Below are 17,569 nucleotides of genomic sequence, written 5' to 3'. Positions count from 1 at the left end.
TGGGTCCGCCCGTCGCATGACCGAACCGGTCGACTGGCGTGCCGACGGCGTTCCGCGCAGCGAGCGCTTCGACGACATCTATCACACCGAAACCGGCGCGCTTGCGCAGTCGCGCCATGTGTTTCTAGGCGGCTGCGGCTTGCCACGAGCCTGGGCAAATCGGCCGCAATGGGCGATTCTCGAAACCGGCTTCGGCCTGGGTCTCAACTTTCTGACGACCTGGCACGCGTGGCGCGCAGACGAGCATCGCCCGCGCCTGCTGCACTTCGTCTCGATCGAGGCGCACCCGGTGGCGCCGGCCGATCTGGTTCGCGCCGCAGCGGCGTACCCGGAACTGGCCGGCATGGCCGAAGCGCTCGCAGCGCAATGGCACGGCCTGCTGCCGGGCTTTCACCGGCTGATGTTCGACGAAGGCATGGTGACGCTCACGCTCTGCGTCGGTGACGTGCAGCCGATGCTGCGGGCGCAGCGCTTCGAGGCCGACAGCATCTTTCTCGATGGCTTCAGTCCGCGGCGCAACCCCGAGATGTGGTCGGCCGACACGCTCAAGCAGGTGGCGCGGTTCGCGCGGCAAGGCACCGGCATCGCGACCTGGACGATCGCGCGGGCGGTGCGCGATGCGCTGGCGCAGTGCGGATTCACGGCCGGCAAACGCATCGGTCTGCCGCCGAAGCGGGACTGCCTTGCGGGCACGTTCGCGCCAGCGTGGACCGTGCGGCGACGCGATCCCTTGCCGGTACGGGTCGAGGTGCCGGGGCATTGCGCGGTCATCGGCGCGGGCCTGGCGGGTGCCGCTGTGGCAGCAAGCCTGGCCCGGCGTGGCTGGCGCGTCACTGTGCTGGATGCAGGCGGTGGTGCCGCGGCCGGCGCGTCGGGCTTGCCGGTCGGGCTGCTCGCACCCCACGTGTCGGCCGACGATGCGGTGCTTTCCCGCCTCACCAGAGCGGGGATTCGCGCCGCGTGGATCGAGTTGGAACGCTTGCTCGAAGCGGGCGTCGAGTGGCGGGGCACCGGCGTGATCGAGAGACGCTCGGATGGCGATGTGCGGGTGCCTGCCGCGTGGCAAGCGGCAGGGCCGAACGAGTCATGGCTGGCCGATGTCGAACGCCTGCAGCTGAGTGGCCTCCCTGCGGATGCGCCGGCACTCTGGCATGCGCGGGCTGCGTGGGTGCGCCCGCGGAGCCTGGTCGAAGCGTGGCTGAACCAGCCTCCAATCACCGTGAGGTACGAAACGCGCGTGGAGCGACTCGTGCGCCACGACGCGTCCTGGCGCCTCGTCGATGCGAGCGGCGACATCTTGGTCGAGGCCGCTCGCGTGGTCATCGCGGCCGGCATCGACAGCCGCACCCTCGCGCCTGCATTGCCTCTGCAACCGGTGCGGGGCCAAGTCGCCTGGGGCCACGCGCCACACGATGCCGATCTGCCGGACATGCCGATCAACGGCGACGGTCATCTGATCGCGGGCGTGCCGGCAACAGATGCCGAAGCAACCGGTTCGCTCTGGCTCGCCGGCGCCACCTTCGATCGCGACAGCGTCGATCTGGAACCGCACGCATCGGACACCGAACGCAACAGCGATCGGCTGACGCGCCTGCACCCAGGCGCCGCAGCATCGCTCGACGTCGCCGCAGCCAACGCATGGGTCGGCATCCGTTGCGCCTCGTCCGACCGCCGCCCGCTCGTCGGCCCGCTCGATGAAGCAGGTTGGCCCGGCGTCTGGGTCAGCACCGCGATGGGCTCGCGCGGCCTCACCTTCTCCGCCCTCTGCGCCGAACTCCTCGCAGCCCAATGGCACGGCGAGCCACTTCCTTTGCCGACGACGCTGGCAAGGGCGCTCGACACACGGCGCCTCGCCAAGCCGGTCAAGGACTGAGGGTGTAGCGTGAGAATGCGGGATGGCCCTTCGCTACGACATCACCCACACCACCACTTACCGCTACAACAAGCCCGTCACCTTCGGCTTGCACCGGATCATGTTCCGCCCGCGCGACAGCCACGATCTGCGTGTGTTGGCGACCGACCTCAAGGTCAGCCTCGGCGCCAACATCCGGCTGATTCAAGACCCGCATTCCAACTCGGTCGCGCTGGTGCAGCCGCTGGGAGAGGCGACCGAATTGAAGATCGTCTGCTCGTTCACCATCGAACAGGTGCCGTCGCTGCTCGACCAGCTGGTGCTGCACCCGGCGGCGGAGTTCCTGCCCTTTGCCTATTCGGTCCAGGATCGGCTCGACCTCGAGCATTACCTGCGTCCGCACCACGACGACCCGCAAGGCGAGCTGATTCGCTGGGCGCACCAGTTTTTGCAGACCGACGCACCCAACAGCACGCGCGATGTGCTGGCGCGCATGAACGCGCACATCGGCAAGAGCCTGACCTATGCAGCGCGCGATGAAGAAGGCACGCAGACACCGCTCGAAACGCTGCAGCTCGGCAGCGGCAGTTGCCGCGACTACGCGCTGTTGATGATGGAGGCGGCACGGCGGCTGGGCGTGGCGACGCGTTTCGTGTCGGGCTATCTGTACGACGCAGCGCTCGACTCGCGCGCCATCGAGGCGGCGGCAGCAGGTCCGGCGGCCGGGAGCGTCAGCGCCACCACCGGAGCCGGCTCTACACATGCATGGCTTCACGCGTACCTTCCGGGCGCGGGCTGGGTCGCCTACGACCCGACCAACAATCTGATGGGCAGCGCGCAGTTGATCCGAGTCGGAGTGGCGCGCGATCCGTCCCAAGCTGCGCCCATTGCCGGCAGTTGGTTCGGCGCGCCCGACTCGTACGAAGGCATGACCGCGACGGTCGTGGTGACGCGCCGCCGGCACTGATTTTTCAGGCAGACCGCGTAAGGGTTCGATAAAAGTTTCGTAGGACGAAAGGCCGACTCCGCCGCGTTGTCGCGCGCGCGATACCACCTCAGGGAAAGTCCCTGCTCCGTTGATTTTGGTGCGCCATACGCTCACCCCGCCGAACGGCACAACAACACAAAGTACGGAGACATTCATGAGCAAAAAGCGCATCCCGCTTCTCGTCATTGCAACGCTGTCCCTTGCCGCTTGCGGCGGCGGCGGCGGTGGTGGTTACAACGGTCCCCTTCCCATCGCAGCAGCGCCAACGCCTGCACCCGCACCGGCCCCTGCGCCCGCACCTGCCCCTGCACCGGCCCCCGAGGAGAAGCGCCTGCAAGATAGCCGCACTTCGTTTGCACCCTCGCCCGCCGATGCAGCCGCAACGACCTTTGCAGCGCTCGTGGTGGACCCGTCCGATACGGTCGTCAACACGACGACCAGCCGCTGGCAAGGCGTGCTCGGCGGTGCGCTCTATCGCGTCGAAGTGCCGGCCAACTGGAACGGCAAGCTGGTCATGTATGCGCACGGCTACCGCGGTCAAGGCGATCAACTGACTGTCGACAATCCGGGCATCCGGCGCTACCTGATCCAGAACGGATACGCCTGGGCCGCGTCCAGCTACAGCAAGAACTTCTATGACGTGCGCGCCGGCGTAGAGGACACCAACGCCTTGGCGCTCGGGTTCAACAAGATCGCTGCAGCCAACAATCGCACGCTGGCCGCGCCTAGCAAGATCTACATCACGGGCGTGTCGATGGGCGGCCACATCACTGCGGCGGCCATTGAAGACGAGGCCTATGCAACCGAAAACAACAAGGTCAAGTACAACGGCGCAGCGCCGATGTGCGGCGTGCTGGGCGACACCGAGTTGTTCGACTACTTTGCCGGCGCGCAGGTAACGGCCCAAGTCGAAGCCAGCTTGCCAAAATATCCCTTCATCAATTGGACGGACATTTCCGCACAGGTGATCGGGACGCTTTTCACCCCGAGTTTTCCAGCCGCTCCGGTTACCGCGACCGCGGGCGTCGGCGTCAAGTACCAGAGCGTCGTGAAAAACCTGACCGGTGGCGAGCGGCCGATTGCGGCGGTGGGTTTTGCCTACGGCGGTACTTTCCCGATCGTGCTCGGCGTGTTCGGCGGCGACGGTACGATTAACGGCATCCTGAACAAAAGCGTGATCGACACCAACCGCCTCACCTACACCATCGATGGCGACGCGGCGGGCTCGACAACGCTCAACGCTTCGGCACTCAAGCTGACCGCGGCGGTCGACGCCAATCGGCTTCGCACCGACGGACTTCGCTGGATTCCGAAGACCAACGGGCAGTTCAAGATCCCGGTGGTCACGCTCCACACGCTCGGCGATTTCTACGTGCCTTTCAGCATGGAGCAGATCTACCAGAAGCGGGTGGCGGCCAATGGCAACAGCACATGGCTGGTACAGCGCGCGGTTCGCGGTGCGTCGCATTGCGACTTCACCACAGCGGAAATGGCCGAAACCTTCGACGCAATGGTCAAGTGGGAACGCGACGGCGTGAAGCCCGGCGGCGACGATGTGGTGACCGCGGCCACTGTCGCGGCACCGGCGTATGGCTGCACCTACACGCGCAACGCGACCAACCCGAACGACGACACCAATCCAAACGTAGCGGCACTTCGGGGTGCGATTGCGGCTTCGCCTGGCGGCGCTTGCCCCCCATGAACGTCGCTTGAAGCGATAACGAAAAAAGAGGCCTTTCGGCCTCTTTTTCATTGGTCGCCACACATGTAATCCTCTCCAAATATTGCAATAGTTACTAAATGTGAACTAATGCGCTTGTCCCCTGCGGACGGCAGAACTAAAACCGACGTTCTTCCTGAATGCCCCGAAAGGACCAAGACGTGAACACCGACCGAGTAGCCCTGATCGTCGACGAACCCATTCCCGGCCACTACTACTGGATCCTGCAGCGCCAGGACGGCGCCGCTTGCCGTGCGGTCGCTGCCGCCGAAGGGCCGCTGCCGAGCCACGGCCTGGCACTGATGGCGGGCACCACCGCGTTGCAGCGCCGCTTAAGTTCCCGGGTGCTCGACCGCCGCCCGCTGCCACCCGTGCTCGACTTCGAACAGCCCCGCATCGACTTCGCACCTACCTCGCTTCAGTGATTTGCCGATGCGCCGCAGAGCGCACCTTGCTTTGATCGGCCTCGATCGGGCACTCGACCGGAGAGGCCGTTTTGCGCGCTGTCCGATCGATCGCCGATCCATGTCTCGCGACAGACGCTGACGACAGCCAGCGGTCGCGGTCGACACACGCTCGACACCCCCCTCGCCGCGCGCTCGCTAATATCCGGTGCCGATGCGCGCCGCGATTCCTTACCCGAGTCTTTCCGCAGCACGTCGCTCTCTTATCCGGAGCGCGCCCCCAATCGTCCGGCAACCCGCATGGGCGTTGAGGAATATGCTTATCCGCATAAGGCGCGAACCAAAAAATAGTTTGCTTCCATAAGGCGTGCTTTTAAAGTCCGGGCTCCCTGGTTGCAGCGGACCGTGGCACCACGATCGCCCCCAGAACGTTTATCACGATGTACCAATACACAGAATTCGACCGTCAGTTCGTGCACCTGCGTGCAGCGCAATTCCGCGACCAGCTCGAACGCTGGCAAGGCGGCAAACTCTCCGAAGACGAGTTCAAGCCGCTGCGCCTGCAAAACGGCTGGTATGTGCAACGCTATGCGCCGATGCTCCGCGTGGCCGTCCCTTACGGTGAACTGTCGAGCCGGCAGATTCGCGTGCTGGCCCGCATCGCGCGCGAGTACGACGAGCCCGAGGCCGAGGTCTACAAGACGGCGCTCAAGACGCAAGGCAAGCTCGGCACGTTAAAACTGCCGACGCACTACGCGCACTTTTCGACGCGCCAGAACGTTCAGTACAACTGGATTCCTCTGGCCAAGAGCGCCGACGTGATGGACCTCCTGGCGTCGGTCGACATGCACGGCATCCAGACCAGCGGCAACTGCATCCGCAACATCACCAGCGACGAGCGCGCCGGCATCGCCATCGACGAGATTGCCGATCCGCGGCCGTTCGCAGAGATCATGCGGCAGTGGAGCACGCTGCACCCCGAGTTCGCCTTTTTGCCGCGCAAGTTCAAGATCGCCATCACCGGTGCCACCGAAGACCGCGCCGCCACCGGCTGGCACGACGTGGGCCTGCATCTGGTGAAGAACGATGCCGACGAACTGGGCTTTCGCGTTCAGGTCGGCGGCGGCATGGGCCGCACCCCGATCATCGGCACCGTACTGCGCCAATTCCTGCCGTGGGACCAGATCATGAATTACCTCGAAGCGGTGGTTCGGGTCTACAACCGCTACGGCCGGCGCGACAACATCTACAAGGCACGCATCAAGATCCTGGTGAAGGCCGAAGGCCAGCGCTACATCGACGACGTCGAGGCCGAGTACAAGCAAATCGTCGAGCACGACGGTGCGCCGCACACCATCACGCAGGCCGAATACGACCGCGTGTCCGCCACGTTCGTGCCGCCGAAGCTGGCCACCCGCGTGCTGCAGAGCGCCGAGCAAACCGCCATCGACTTGCAAAAGCATGCGGCCGACGATGTGCAGTTCGCACGCTGGTTGGCACGCAACGTCGCACCGCACAAGAACCCTGCCCTGCGCGCAGTCACGCTGTCTTTCAAGCGCCTGCATCAGGCGCCGGGCGACGCGGATGCCGACCAGCTCGACACCATCGCGCAGCTGTCGGATCGCTTCTCGGCAGGTGAAGCCCGCGTCACGCACGACCAGAACATCGTGCTGCCGTGGGTACACGCCGAAGACCTGCATGCGCTGTGGCTGAACGCACGCGAAGCCGGCTTTGCCAGCGCCAACGTGCGCCTTCTCACCGACATGATCGCCTGCCCCGGCGGCGACTTTTGCGCGCTGGCCAATGCGCGCTCGATCCCGATCGCCGAAGCCATCACCGAGCGCTATCAAGACCTCGACGAGCTCGACGACCTCGGCGAAATCGATCTGCACATCAGCGGCTGCATCAACTCCTGCGGCCACCACCACAGCGGCCACATCGGTATCCTGGGCGTCGACAAGGACGGCAAGGAGTGGTACCAGGTTTCCCTCGGCGGCTCCGACGGCTCCAAGCTCAGCGGCACGCCGCAGGCCGGCAAGGCGGTTGGCCCTTCGTTCTCTGCGGCCGAGGTGCCGGAGGTGATCGAAGCGGTGCTCGGCACCTACCGCGACACACGCAACGCGGGCGAGACTTTCATCGACACGCTGCGCCGCGTCGGGCACGACCCGTTCAAGGCGTCGGCCAATGGTGCGCGCTTCAAGGTGGAGGCCACGGCATGACCGCCACCAGCCAAACGAAGTACACATTGAAGCTTGTTGCCAACGAAGACCATGTCGACGATGGAGACCCCAAGGTCATGCAACTCGCCAACGATGCCGATCCGCTCGCGATCGAGGTGTGCCTGGCAGACGTCGAGCGCATCGACCTCAGCTTCCCCAAGTTCACCGATGGCCGCGCCTATAGCCAGGCCTTTTTGCTGCGTCGCCGTCTCGGCTTCAAGGGCGACATCCGCGCCACCGGCGACGTGCTGATCGACCAACTGGTGCAAATGGAGCGCACCGGCTTCAGCAGCGCGGTATTGAAAGAAGGCGTGGACGCCTCGGCGGCGCAACGCCAGTTCGAACGTTTCTCAGGCTTCTATCAGGGCGACGCAATACACACCGCGCCGCATTTCGCGACATGAACACCGACCTCGACCTCCAGCATGTCAACGCCGAACTCGGCCGCAATGCCCAGGGCCTCGTGGACTGGGCGATCGGCCTGGGCCAGCCCGCGATCGTCACCACCAATTTCCGCCCATTCGAGGCTGTGATCCTGCACATGGTCACGCGCGCGAAGCCCGACGTGCCTGTGATCTGGATGGACAACGGCTACAACACCGAGGCTACCTATCGTTTCGCCGATGAAGTGACAAAGCAGCTCGGGCTCAATCTGCACATTTACCTGCCGCGCCGTTCGCGTGCGCATCGCGAAGCAGTGGACGGCCCGACGCCGGCGCTGGACGACCCGCGCCATGCCGCGTTCACGCAGGAGGTGAAGCTGGAGCCCTTCGCGCGTGCGCTGCGCGAGACCGCACCGAAGGTCTGGTTCACCGCACTGCGTGCGACGGACACCGCCGTGCGGGCACAAATGGACCCGGTCAGCCTCAATCCGGATGGCTTGATCAAGCTCGCGCCGCTGCTTCACTGGTCGTCGAAAGACCTGTACGAATACTGCGAGGCGCATGGCCTGCCCAACAACTTCGACTACGTGGACCCGACCAAGGGCGAAGACAACCGCGAGTGCGGACTGCACCTCGCGCATTGACGTCGCAACCTTGAACAGCCCCTCCCGATGAACGCCCGTACCGAAGCCGACCTGCTGCTCCCCGACATGCACTCTCCCGCGCGCCTTTCCAACACCCAACTCGATGCGCTCGAAGAAGAGACGATCTTTATCCTGCGTGAAGTCGCCGGTGCCTTCGAGCGCCCCACCCTCCTGTTTTCAGGCGGCAAGGATTCGCTGGTGCTGTTGAAGTGCGCCGAAAAGGCGTTCGGCTCGGGGCGCATTCCTTATCCGCTGTTGATGATCGACACCGGCCACAACTTCCCTGAAGTGACGGCCTTTCGTGATCACCGTGCGAATGAACTCGGAGCGGAGTTGATCGTGCGCAGCGTCGAAGATTCGATGGCGCGCGGCACCGTGCGCCTGGCGCATGCCGGCGAGTCGCGCAACGCGCACCAGTCGGTCACGCTGCTCGAAGCCATCGAAGAGTTTCGTTTCGACGCGCTCATCGGCGGTGCCCGGCGCGACGAAGAAAAGGCGCGTGCCAAGGAGCGCATCTTTTCGCACCGGGACTCGTTCGGGCAGTGGCAGCCGAAAGATCAACGCCCGGAGTTGTGGACGCTTTTCAACACGCGGCACGCACCCGGCGAACACTTTCGAGTCTTTCCGATTTCCAACTGGACCGAGCTCGACGTCTGGCAGTACATCGAGCGCGAGAACGTCGAGTTGCCTTCGATCTACTACACGCACAAGCGTGAAGTGGTCGAGCGCCGCGGCCTGCTGGTGCCGGTGACCGAACTCACGCCGCCGCGCGCCGGCGAGCAAGTCGAAGTGCGCGACGTGCGCTTTCGCACCGTGGGAGACATCACGACCACCTGCCCGGTCGCCAGCCTGGCAGCCGATGCGGGTGACGTCGTCATCGAGACGCTGACGGTGAATGTCAGCGAGCGCGGCGCCACGCGAATGGACGACATGACGTCCGAGGCTTCCATGGAAAAGCGCAAGAAAGACGGGTACTTTTGATGAACGCAACGACCCTCGCACCTGACTTGACCGAAGTCCTGAACCACGCCGGCGACACCGGTACGGCTTTGCGCTTCATTACCTGCGGCAGCGTCGACGACGGCAAGAGCACGCTCATCGGCCGGCTGCTGGTCGACAGCAAGACCGTGCTGCAAGACCAGCTGGCAGGCGTGCAACGCGGTGGTGAAACCGACCTTGCGTTGCTGACCGATGGCTTGTCGGCCGAGCGCGAGCAAGGCATCACGATCGACGTGGCCTACCGATATTTCTCGACTGCCAAGCGCAAGTTCATCATCGGCGACGCGCCAGGACACGAGCAATACACGCGCAACATGGTGACCGCCGCTTCGGCCGCCGACGCCGCCGTGGTGCTGGTCGACGCGACCAAGCTGGGATGGGCCGGCGAAGTGCTCGACGGCGCAGTGGTCCAGCAAGATTTGCTGCCGCAAACCCGCCGGCACACGCTGCTGTGCAACCTGCTGCGCGTGCAGTCGATCGTCTTCGCGGTCAACAAGCTCGACGCGATGGACGATGCCGATCTCGCCTTTGAGCGTATCTCGTCGGCAATCAACGGCTTTGCCGAAGCGGCCGGTGTGGCGGTCGCGGCCATCGTACCGATCTCCGCGCTGAAGGGCTGGAACGTCGCGACGCATTGCACCGAGCGCGCCGACTGGTGCGGCTACAACGGCCCGACCCTGCTCGAACTGCTGGAGCAATTGCCGGTGACCGCGCAAGACGAAGCCGTGCCGTTTGCCTTTCCGGTGCAGTGGGTCGAAAAGTTCTCGTCATCGGCCGACACCTCGCAAGGCCGCCGCATCTTCTGGGGCCGGGTCGCCAGCGGACATGTGGAGCCCGGCCAGCGCGTGACCGTGCTGCCGAGCAACCAGACCGCGACCGTTGCGCAGGTGCTGAGCCACACGCGTCAGCCCAAGACCGTGCATGCGGGCCACAGCGCCGGCATCGTGTTGGATCGCGAGCTCGATGTGTCGCGCGGCGACTGGCTGCTGGCGCCCGACGCCTTCGAGCCGGTGCGGGAAATCACCGCCACCGTTGCCTGGCTCGACGATGAACCGCTGGTGGCCGGCCGCATCTACTGGGCGCTGCAAGGGCATCGCTGGGTCAAGGCCAAGGTCGCTCGCATCATCGACCGAGTGAACATCACGACGCTCGAATCCGAGCCGACTGCGCAGTTGGAAGCCAACGCCATCGGCGACATCGTGCTGGCGTTGCAACAGCCGCTCGCGGTACTGCCGTTCTCGCAGTCGCGCGCCCTTGGCTCGCTGGTGCTGGTCGACACCGCCACCAACAAGACCTCGGCTGCAGTGCTGGTGCAACCCGCCAGTTAAAATTCAGGGTTTCCCCGATCGCTTTGCCTCTCCAAAGAACATGACACACGTCGTCTCCGAATCGTGCATCCGCTGCAAATACACCGACTGCGTGGACGTGTGCCCCGTCGACTGCTTCCGTGAGGGTCCCAATATGCTGGTGATCGATCCGGACGAGTGCATCGATTGCGCGGTGTGCATTCCCGAGTGCCCCGTCAACGCGATCTACGCCGAAGAAGACCTGCCGGCAGACCAGCTGGCTTTCATCAAGCTCAATGCCGAGCTGGCACTGGCCGACGGCTGGAAGAGCATCACCAAGCGCAAGCCGGCGCCGGCCGACGCCGACGACTGGAAAGACAAGACCGACAAGATCGGGGAGCTGGTGCGCTGACCACTCTCGGCACGCCGATTGAGACCGACGCCCTCATCATCGGCGCCGGCCCGGTCGGTCTGTTTCAGGCCTTCCAACTCGGCCTGCTCGAAATCTCCTGCCACATCGTCGATGCACTGCCTGCCGCGGGTGGGCAATGCGTAGCCCTGTATGCAGACAAGCCGCTCTACGACATTCCGGGCACGCCAGTTACCAGCGGTCGTCAACTTGCGCAGTCGATGTTGCAGCAGGTCGCACCGTTCAAGCCGGAGTTTCACTTCGGCGAGCAGGTAGCGACGCTAGAACGTCAGGCGGACGACCGCTTCCTTTTGAGCACCTCCAACGGCACCGCATTTCTGGCGAAAACCGTATTCGTCGCAGGCGGTGTCGGCGCCTTCGTGCCGAAGCGCATCGCCATCGACGGTATCGCGCAATTCGAAGGAACACGGCTCTTCTATCACCCGGAATCGCTGTCGGACTTCGCAGGTCAGACGGTCGTGGTGAACGGTGGCGACGAGGTTGCGCTCGACACCGCCATTCGGCTGATCGACATCGCGCAACACGTAACGCTGCTGCATCGCCGCGATGGGTTTCAGGCCGAAGAAGCCACCGTCGCCCGCTTTCGCATGCTGGTAGCCGATGGCAAGCTCGGCTTCAGCGTCGGTCAGCCGACTGCGTTCGACCAGCGCCGCCTGCAGATCACGACACCCGACGCGCAAACAGTCGATCTGCCACTCGATGCGCTCATCGCCTGCCTCGGCATTTCGCCGCGGCTCGGGCCCATCGCCGATTGGGGACTGGCGCTCGAACGCAAGCAAGTGCCGGTCGACACAGCGAAGTTCGAAACCCGCGAGCGCGGCGTGTTCGCTGTAGGCGACATCAACACCTATCCAGGCAAGAAGAAGCTCATCGTCTGCGGGTTTCACGAAGCGACGCTGGCGGCCTGGGGCGCAGCCGAAATCGTGTTTCCGGGCAAGTCGATCCCGCTGCAGTACACGACGACCAGCACGCGTTTGCACACCCTGCTGGGTGTCGATCACCCGCGCTGATCAGATACTCCTCGGCGCGAGCTTCGCGCTAGCAACTAGCAAGAACCAGCTAGATTCCCTTTTCCACCATGTCGAGCAACCGCTGGCCCATGGCTTCTGCCTGCACCGCCGGTATCCCTCGCAGCGGGCCGTCGATGGTGAGCATTGCCAACCCGTGAACGGCACCCCAAGCCAGAAACTCAGCGCCCGGCCGGCGCTCGGGCGTTAACACGCCGGCTTCGACCATCTGATCGAGGGCCGCGCCCAGCAACTGGAAAGGATCGAGTCCGGTGTTGCCGGTCTTTGCCTCCTCATGCGTGATGTCGATTTTTTCCGGCGCGACGAAAGCCATCCGGAACAGGCCTGTTTCCGCCAGCGCGAACCGCATGTATCCGGTGCCCACTGCCCGCAAGGCGGCGCGTGCCGCGGCGGCGCCCTTCAGCCTTCGCGGCACCTTGTCGAGTTCAGCCTCCATGGCCACCGCGACGGCAGAAACCGCAGCAGCGCGGACGGCCTGCAGCAACTCCTGGCGACTCGCGAAATGCCGATACGCCGCATTGGGCACTACGCCGGCACGCCTTGTGGCCTCGCGCAGCACAACCGCGTCGGGCCCACCGGCGCGCGCCAGTTCGATGCCGGCGTCGAGCAAGGCACGGTACAGATCGCCATGCCGATAGGTGCTGCGCGCCGGCGCGGGAACGACGATCGGGTCGGGCGGCACCAGGTGTTCGCGGGGACGCATTGCTTTCTCCATGTGGACAGCGTCCATTCTCTTTGTTATTCTATTGTGTACGGCGTACACAAAATCAGATTCGAAGAAACGCAACACGCGTCGCCGTCAACTGCAACGTCGACATTTCCCCGGATCTTTTTCCTTAACCCAAGGAGCATCGCCATGAACATCCAGCCCTACATCTTCTTCGAAAGTAACTGCGCCGAAGCCATGCGCTTCTACGAGAAGGCGCTTCGCGGCAAGCTCGAAATGATGGTGACGCACGCCGAAATGCCCGACTTCGACGCCGCCAAATTTCCGCCCGGCACTGCCGAGCGAATCATGCATGCGCGACTCGTGGTCGACGGCCAGGTGCTGATGGCATCGGACAACGGTTCCGGCATGCCATACGACGGCATGAAGGGCTTTACCGTCACCCTCACCTACCCGGATGTCGCCGAAGGAAAGCGCGTGTTCGATGCGCTGGCGGAGGGCGGACAGGTTCGCATGCCCTTCGGCAAGACCTTTTGGGCCGAAGCATTCGGCATGACGGTCGACCGCTTCGGTACGCCGTGGATGGTCAACGCCGGTTTGTCCGATCCGACATCGCCGAACTGACACATGAGCGGCATTCCCCGCATGAGCAGCTCGCTCGATTCGCGCAAGCGCTGGCTCACGCTCATGGTTCTGTGCCTCGGCGTGCTGATGATCGTGCTCGACACCACCATCGTGAACGTCGCGTTGCCTTCGATCCGCGCCGATCTCAAGTTCTCCGAGACGTCGTTGGTGTGGGTCGTCAATGCCTACATGCTGACCTTCGGCGGCTTCCTGCTCCTCGGCGGGCGGCTTGGCGATTTGTACGGACACCGACGGCTCTTTCTGCTTGGGCTGGTGCTGTTCACCGTGGCATCGCTGGCCTGCGGGGTAGCGCAAACGCAAATGCTGCTGATCGTCGCGCGCGCCGTGCAAGGGCTGGGCGGCGCTGTGGTTTCGGCTGTTTCGCTGTCGCTCATCATGAATCTCTTCACCGAGCCGGCCGACCGGGCCAAGGCGATGGGCGTCTACGGCTTCGTCTGTGCGGGTGGCGGTAGTGTCGGCGTGCTGCTTGGCGGCTTGCTGACGAGCACTTTGAGCTGGCACTGGATTTTTCTGGTGAACCTGCCGATCGGCGTCGCGGTGTACCTGCTGTGCCGGTCGCTATTGCCCGATGCGCGTGGGCAGGCCGAAGGCGAACGGCTCGACATTGCCGGCGCGTTGTCGGTGACGGCATCGCTCATGCTGGCCGTCTACGCAGTGGTCAATGGCAACGAAGCTGGCTGGCAGTCGACGCAAACGCTGGGCTTGCTCGGCGCGGCCGTCGCGCTGCTCGCCGTGTTCATCGGTATCGAGGCGCGCGTCAAGCATCCGCTCATGCCGCTCGGGCTTTTCAAGCTGCGCAATGTGGCCATCGCCAATGTGCTCGGCGTGTTGTGGGCGGCGTCGATGTTCGCGTGGTTCTTTATCTCGGCGCTCTACATGCAGCTGGTGCTGGGCTACAGCCCGATGCAGGTCGGCCTCGGCTTTCTGCCGGCGAATGTGATCATGGCCATCTTCTCGCTCGGGCTGTCCGCGCGCATCGTGATGCGCTTCGGCATTCGCAAGTCACTGGCCGTCGGCCTGCTGATGGCGGCGGGCGGGCTGGCGTTGTTCGCACGCGCACCGGTCGATGGGCAATTCGTCGCCGACGTTTTGCCCGGCATGCTGCTGCTCGGAGTCGGCGCAGGCATCGCGTTCAACCCGATGCTGCTGGCGGCCATGAGCGACGTGAGCCCGAGCGAATCGGGCCTGGCGTCTGGCATCGTCAATACGGCTTTCATGATGGGCGGTGCGCTCGGCCTGGCGGTGCTCGCCAGCCTGGCCGCGGCGCAGACCGAAGGCGCGTTGGCGGGAGGCGCATCGACTGCGGCGGCCCTCGCGGTGGGCTATCGACAGGCGTTTACGGTCGGCGCGTTGTTCGCGGCGGCGGCCGGTGTGATCGGCGCGGTGTGGCTGCGCACGGCCTCGCCGTCGGCGGCGGCATCGCCCTCCTCGTCGACCACCCCGTCCTCATGACGGCGCCCCTCGACTACCTCTTCAAGTTCCCCCCTCAACCCTCGTTCAGAAAGTTCTGCCATGGCTCGCTATGTCGATGGATTCGTCGTTCCGGTTTCGACCGTCAAACTGGATGCCTACCGGCGCCTCGCGCGCAAGGCCGGCAAGATATGGAAAGAGCATGGCGCGCTCGAGTACATCGAGTGTGCCGCCGACGATGTGAAGCCCGGCAAGCTCACGTCGTTCCCGCAGAGCGTGAAGCTGAAAGACGATGAAACGGTCGTCTTCTCGTGGATCGTTTTCAGCTCGCGCAAGCAGCGCGACGCCGTCAACGCCAAGGTCATGAAAGACCCGCGACTGGCTGACATGATGGACCCGACGGCGATGCCGTTCGACGGCAAACGCATGATCTGGGGCGGCTTCAAGACACTCGTCGAACTCTGATCGGGCTTGCGGGTCGCACCACGACTCGGCCTTGCTTTTCTGTCGCTAGAATCCGGTCACCTTGCGCTCCGGCGCAAGGCCGCTAGGGGTGTTGAAGCGCTGATCTTTTCTGCGCCGAGACTGAGAAAGTCCCTTTGAACCTGATTGAGGTAATCCTCGCGCAGGGAAGCATGTCCAGGGCCGCAGCACTTCTCTCAGTCTGCAGAAAGCTCCGCAAGCCGACCTGCCATCACGTCGAAAGAACGTCATGGCACCCCGCAGTTCCACCCAGAAGAAGTCTGGCCCCCGATGGCGCACTGCGCCTGTTCCCCAGGCGCTGGCCACCCTGTTCCTGATGGCGGCCGCGAGCGCCCAGGCGCAAACCACGCTGCCCGCCATCACCGTGAACGACCAGACCGCACCGGTGCAAGCGGACATCAGCGGATTCGGCGACGTGCCTTTGCGCGAGTTGCCCATCACCGCCACTGTCATCGGCAGCAAGCAGATCCAGGACAGTGGCGCACGCCGGCTGGCCGACCTCACAAAGTTCGATTCGTCGGTGACAGATGCCTACAACGCGGCCGGCTACTGGGACTATCTGACGGTGCGCGGCTTCGTGCTGGACAACCGCTTCAACTACCGGCGCGAGGGCTTGCCCATCAGCGCCGAAACGTCGATTCCGCTCGACAACAAGGAGCGCGTCGAGATCCTGCACGGCACCAGTGGCATCCAGGCCGGCACCAGCGCCCCCGGCGGGCTGGTCAACTACGTCGTCAAGCGGCCGACATCGCAAGACCTGCGCGAAGTGCGTATTGAGACGACGAGCCGCGGCAGCGTGCTGGGCGCGGTCGACCTCGGCGGCCGCTTTGGCGACGACAAGCAGTTCGGCTACCGGCTCAATGCCGTCAACGAAAACCTGAAGCCGCTCACGCACAACCTGGACGGCAACCGCAACCTCTTTTCGCTCGCGGCGGATTGGCGCATCACGCCGGACTCGTTGTTCGAAGCGGAGATCGAATACAGCCACAAGGCGCAGCCGAGCCAGAACGGCTACAGCCTGCTCGGCAACGTGTTGCCTCCGGTGCCGAATCCGCGCCTCAACCTGAACAACCAGCCGTGGTCCCAACCCTCGGTATTCAATGCGCTGACCGGCAGCCTTCGCTTCACGCAAGCCATCAACGCCGACTGGCGCTGGAGTGCGCAGATCGGCCAGCAGCGCCTCAAGACCGACGATCGCCTGGCCTACGCTTTTGGCTGCAGCGCCGAAGGCAACTACGACCGTTACTGCTCTGACGGCACCTTCGATTTCTACGACTTCAGGAGCGAAAACGAACGACGTCGACTGACCGCCGGCCAAGTCAACCTGAAGGGCAACGTGATGACCGGCAGCGTGAAGCACGAGCTCGGCTTCGGCATCTTGCAAAGCCGCGTGCGCAACCGGTTCGAAGACCAGGCCTACAACTACGTCGGCACCGGCAACATCTTCGGTACGGCGGTGGTGCCGGCCGACCCGACGATGGACATCCCCAACACCAATCGCGACGAGCGCTCGACCGAGTACACGGTGCAAGACGCCATCCGTTGGAACGACAAGTTCACGACATGGCTCGGCGTGCGCTACACGCACCTCAGTCGCGGCAGCGTGCGCACCGACGGCTCCGACCCGACGCAGTACAGCCAGAACATCACCACCCCGTGGGTCGCGGCCAGCTACGCGTTTCAGCCCGGCTTGCTCGGCTATGTGAGCTGGGGCAAAGGCGTCGAATCGGAGATCGTGCCGAACAGGGTGTCGCAGTACAGCAATGCCGGCAAAGCCTTGCCCGCCCTCACCTCCAAGCAGTGGGAGATCGGCCTGAAGGGCGGTGGCAACGTGGCGGACGGCGCCCTCAATTGGCAAGTGGCGTACTTCGACATCTCGCGGCCGATGACCAACCTTGACAGCTGCGACGCCAGCGGCGCGTTGTGCAACGGTCAATACGACGGCCGCGCCGTGCACCGCGGACTCGAAGCCAATGCGCAATGGACAACAGGACCGTGGCGCTTTGGCGGGGGCGTGACCCTGATCGACGCCAAGCGTCGCGACAGCACGTTAGACCCTGCCGCCAACGGACAGCATCCGACCAACGTGCCCAACCAGGTAGTGCGCGCGCTGGTCGGTTACCAGTTCGCCGCCGTGCCCGGCCTGAGCACGCAACTGCTGATGTCGCACGAAGGCCGACGCAACGTGCTGCCCGACGGATCGATCCAGCTGCCGTCGTGGACCCGCTTCGACGCCGCGCTGCGCTACGACACCAAGCTCAACAACGTGAGCACGAGCTGGACCGTAGGCGTCGAAAACCTGGCCGACCGCAGCTACTGGAAAGAGTCCCCCTACCAGTTTGGCCACGTCTACCTGTTCCCCGGCGCACCCCGTACGCTGAGGCTCGCGTTCACCGCGTCGCTGTAATGCG

At 64.4% G+C, this 17,569-nt stretch carries 16 protein-coding genes and 1 riboswitch; of the genes, 15 read left to right on the top strand and 1 reads right to left on the bottom strand.

What is annotated here, in order from left to right:
• Positions 1-16: 16 nt before the first annotated feature.
• The 11 genes from mnmC (at position 17) to H7F36_RS16165 (ending at position 11,935) form a co-directional block, all read left to right on the top strand.
• Positions 17-1,873: an FAD-dependent 5-carboxymethylaminomethyl-2-thiouridine(34) oxidoreductase MnmC gene (gene mnmC, locus H7F36_RS16215; protein WP_187051781.1), complete on the top strand. Its 1,857-nt coding sequence runs from the start codon at positions 17-19 to the stop codon at positions 1,871-1,873.
• A gap of 22 nt (positions 1,874-1,895) precedes the next feature.
• The gene (locus H7F36_RS16210) at positions 1,896-2,819 is read left to right on the top strand and encodes a transglutaminase N-terminal domain-containing protein (protein WP_187051780.1); all 924 of its coding nucleotides are present in this window, start codon (positions 1,896-1,898) and stop codon (positions 2,817-2,819) included.
• Positions 2,820-2,994: 175 nt separating this feature from the next.
• The gene (locus tag H7F36_RS16205; RefSeq protein ID WP_187051779.1) at positions 2,995-4,542 is read left to right on the top strand and encodes an alpha/beta hydrolase family protein; all 1,548 of its coding nucleotides are present in this window, start codon (positions 2,995-2,997) and stop codon (positions 4,540-4,542) included.
• Positions 4,543-4,721: 179 nt separating this feature from the next.
• On the top strand, positions 4,722-4,985 hold the full coding sequence (locus H7F36_RS16200) for a hypothetical protein (RefSeq protein ID WP_187051778.1): 264 nt from the start codon (positions 4,722-4,724) through the stop codon (positions 4,983-4,985).
• Positions 4,986-5,404: 419 nt separating this feature from the next.
• The gene (locus tag H7F36_RS16195; RefSeq protein WP_187051777.1) at positions 5,405-7,183 is read left to right on the top strand and encodes a nitrite/sulfite reductase; all 1,779 of its coding nucleotides are present in this window, start codon (positions 5,405-5,407) and stop codon (positions 7,181-7,183) included.
• A complete protein-coding gene (locus H7F36_RS16190; RefSeq protein ID WP_187051776.1) occupies positions 7,180-7,587 on the top strand; it encodes a DUF934 domain-containing protein in 408 nt (135 codons plus the stop codon). The genes H7F36_RS16195 and H7F36_RS16190 overlap by 4 nt, the downstream gene beginning before the upstream one ends.
• Positions 7,584-8,210 carry a phosphoadenosine phosphosulfate reductase family protein gene (locus H7F36_RS16185; RefSeq protein ID WP_187051775.1) on the top strand — a complete coding sequence of 209 codons (627 nt, stop codon included), beginning with the start codon at positions 7,584-7,586 and terminating at the stop codon, positions 8,208-8,210. The genes H7F36_RS16190 and H7F36_RS16185 overlap by 4 nt, the downstream gene beginning before the upstream one ends.
• A gap of 27 nt (positions 8,211-8,237) precedes the next feature.
• Positions 8,238-9,191, top strand: a complete 954-nt coding sequence (gene cysD / locus H7F36_RS16180) for a sulfate adenylyltransferase subunit CysD (RefSeq protein WP_187051774.1) — start codon at positions 8,238-8,240, stop codon at positions 9,189-9,191.
• Complete coding sequence (locus H7F36_RS16175; protein WP_187051773.1) at positions 9,191-10,537, top strand: sulfate adenylyltransferase subunit 1; 1,347 nt, start codon at positions 9,191-9,193, stop codon at positions 10,535-10,537. Before cysD ends, H7F36_RS16175 begins: the two co-directional genes overlap by 1 nt.
• A gap of 40 nt (positions 10,538-10,577) precedes the next feature.
• Complete coding sequence (fdxA, locus tag H7F36_RS16170) at positions 10,578-10,907, top strand: ferredoxin FdxA (protein WP_187051772.1); 330 nt, start codon at positions 10,578-10,580, stop codon at positions 10,905-10,907.
• The gene (locus H7F36_RS16165) at positions 10,865-11,935 is read left to right on the top strand and encodes an NAD(P)/FAD-dependent oxidoreductase (protein ID WP_187055016.1); all 1,071 of its coding nucleotides are present in this window, start codon (positions 10,865-10,867) and stop codon (positions 11,933-11,935) included. The genes fdxA and H7F36_RS16165 overlap by 43 nt, the downstream gene beginning before the upstream one ends.
• Positions 11,936-11,984: 49 nt before the next feature.
• On the opposite strand, the gene H7F36_RS16160 is transcribed toward H7F36_RS16165, so the two are convergent.
• On the bottom strand, positions 11,985-12,656 hold the full coding sequence (locus H7F36_RS16160; RefSeq protein WP_261802326.1) for a TetR/AcrR family transcriptional regulator: 672 nt from the start codon (positions 12,654-12,656) through the stop codon (positions 11,985-11,987).
• A gap of 153 nt (positions 12,657-12,809) precedes the next feature.
• Between H7F36_RS16160 and H7F36_RS16155 the strand changes: the two genes are divergently transcribed.
• The 4 genes from H7F36_RS16155 (at position 12,810) to H7F36_RS16140 (ending at position 17,565) form a co-directional block, all read left to right on the top strand.
• Positions 12,810-13,244 carry a VOC family protein gene (locus H7F36_RS16155; protein ID WP_187051770.1) on the top strand — a complete coding sequence of 145 codons (435 nt, stop codon included), beginning with the start codon at positions 12,810-12,812 and terminating at the stop codon, positions 13,242-13,244.
• A 21-nt stretch (positions 13,245-13,265) separates the two neighbouring features.
• Complete coding sequence (locus H7F36_RS16150) at positions 13,266-14,717, top strand: DHA2 family efflux MFS transporter permease subunit (protein ID WP_187055015.1); 1,452 nt, start codon at positions 13,266-13,268, stop codon at positions 14,715-14,717.
• Positions 14,718-14,777: 60 nt separating this feature from the next.
• Positions 14,778-15,140 carry a DUF1428 domain-containing protein gene (locus tag H7F36_RS16145; RefSeq protein ID WP_187051769.1) on the top strand — a complete coding sequence of 121 codons (363 nt, stop codon included), beginning with the start codon at positions 14,778-14,780 and terminating at the stop codon, positions 15,138-15,140.
• A gap of 74 nt (positions 15,141-15,214) precedes the next feature.
• Positions 15,215-15,324: riboswitch (TPP riboswitch) on the top strand.
• Positions 15,325-15,387: 63 nt separating this feature from the next.
• Positions 15,388-17,565 (top strand): TonB-dependent siderophore receptor, encoded by a 2,178-nt coding sequence (locus H7F36_RS16140; protein ID WP_187051768.1) that lies wholly within the window; start codon positions 15,388-15,390, stop codon positions 17,563-17,565.
• The last annotated feature ends 4 nt before the right edge of the window (positions 17,566-17,569 follow it).

The sequence above is a fragment of the Variovorax sp. PAMC28562 genome, assembly GCF_014303735.1.
In the GTDB taxonomy this organism is placed as follows: Bacteria; Pseudomonadota; Gammaproteobacteria; order Burkholderiales; family Burkholderiaceae_C; genus Variovorax.
Note: the sequence above shows the minus strand (reverse complement) of the source record. Positions and strands in the feature narration are given on the sequence as shown.

Excerpts from the sequence above, each read along its gene's own strand:
- mnmC (WP_187051781.1), top strand. The coding sequence starts at position 17 with ATGACCGAACCGGTCGACTGGCGTGCCGACGGCGTTCCGCGCAGCGAG.
- H7F36_RS16210 (WP_187051780.1), top strand. The coding sequence starts at position 1,896 with ATGGCCCTTCGCTACGACATCACCCACACCACCACTTACCGCTACAAC.
- H7F36_RS16205 (WP_187051779.1), top strand. The coding sequence starts at position 2,995 with ATGAGCAAAAAGCGCATCCCGCTTCTCGTCATTGCAACGCTGTCCCTT.
- H7F36_RS16195 (WP_187051777.1), top strand. The coding sequence starts at position 5,405 with ATGTACCAATACACAGAATTCGACCGTCAGTTCGTGCACCTGCGTGCA.
- H7F36_RS16190 (WP_187051776.1), top strand. The coding sequence starts at position 7,180 with ATGACCGCCACCAGCCAAACGAAGTACACATTGAAGCTTGTTGCCAAC.
- H7F36_RS16185 (WP_187051775.1), top strand. The coding sequence starts at position 7,584 with ATGAACACCGACCTCGACCTCCAGCATGTCAACGCCGAACTCGGCCGC.
- cysD (WP_187051774.1), top strand. The coding sequence starts at position 8,238 with ATGAACGCCCGTACCGAAGCCGACCTGCTGCTCCCCGACATGCACTCT.
- H7F36_RS16175 (WP_187051773.1), top strand. The coding sequence starts at position 9,191 with ATGAACGCAACGACCCTCGCACCTGACTTGACCGAAGTCCTGAACCAC.
- fdxA (WP_187051772.1), top strand. The coding sequence starts at position 10,578 with ATGACACACGTCGTCTCCGAATCGTGCATCCGCTGCAAATACACCGAC.
- H7F36_RS16160 (WP_261802326.1), bottom strand. The coding sequence starts at position 12,656 with ATGCGTCCCCGCGAACACCTGGTGCCGCCCGACCCGATCGTCGTTCCC.
- H7F36_RS16155 (WP_187051770.1), top strand. The coding sequence starts at position 12,810 with ATGAACATCCAGCCCTACATCTTCTTCGAAAGTAACTGCGCCGAAGCC.
- H7F36_RS16150 (WP_187055015.1), top strand. The coding sequence starts at position 13,266 with ATGAGCAGCTCGCTCGATTCGCGCAAGCGCTGGCTCACGCTCATGGTT.
- H7F36_RS16145 (WP_187051769.1), top strand. The coding sequence starts at position 14,778 with ATGGCTCGCTATGTCGATGGATTCGTCGTTCCGGTTTCGACCGTCAAA.
- H7F36_RS16140 (WP_187051768.1), top strand. The coding sequence starts at position 15,388 with ATGGCACCCCGCAGTTCCACCCAGAAGAAGTCTGGCCCCCGATGGCGC.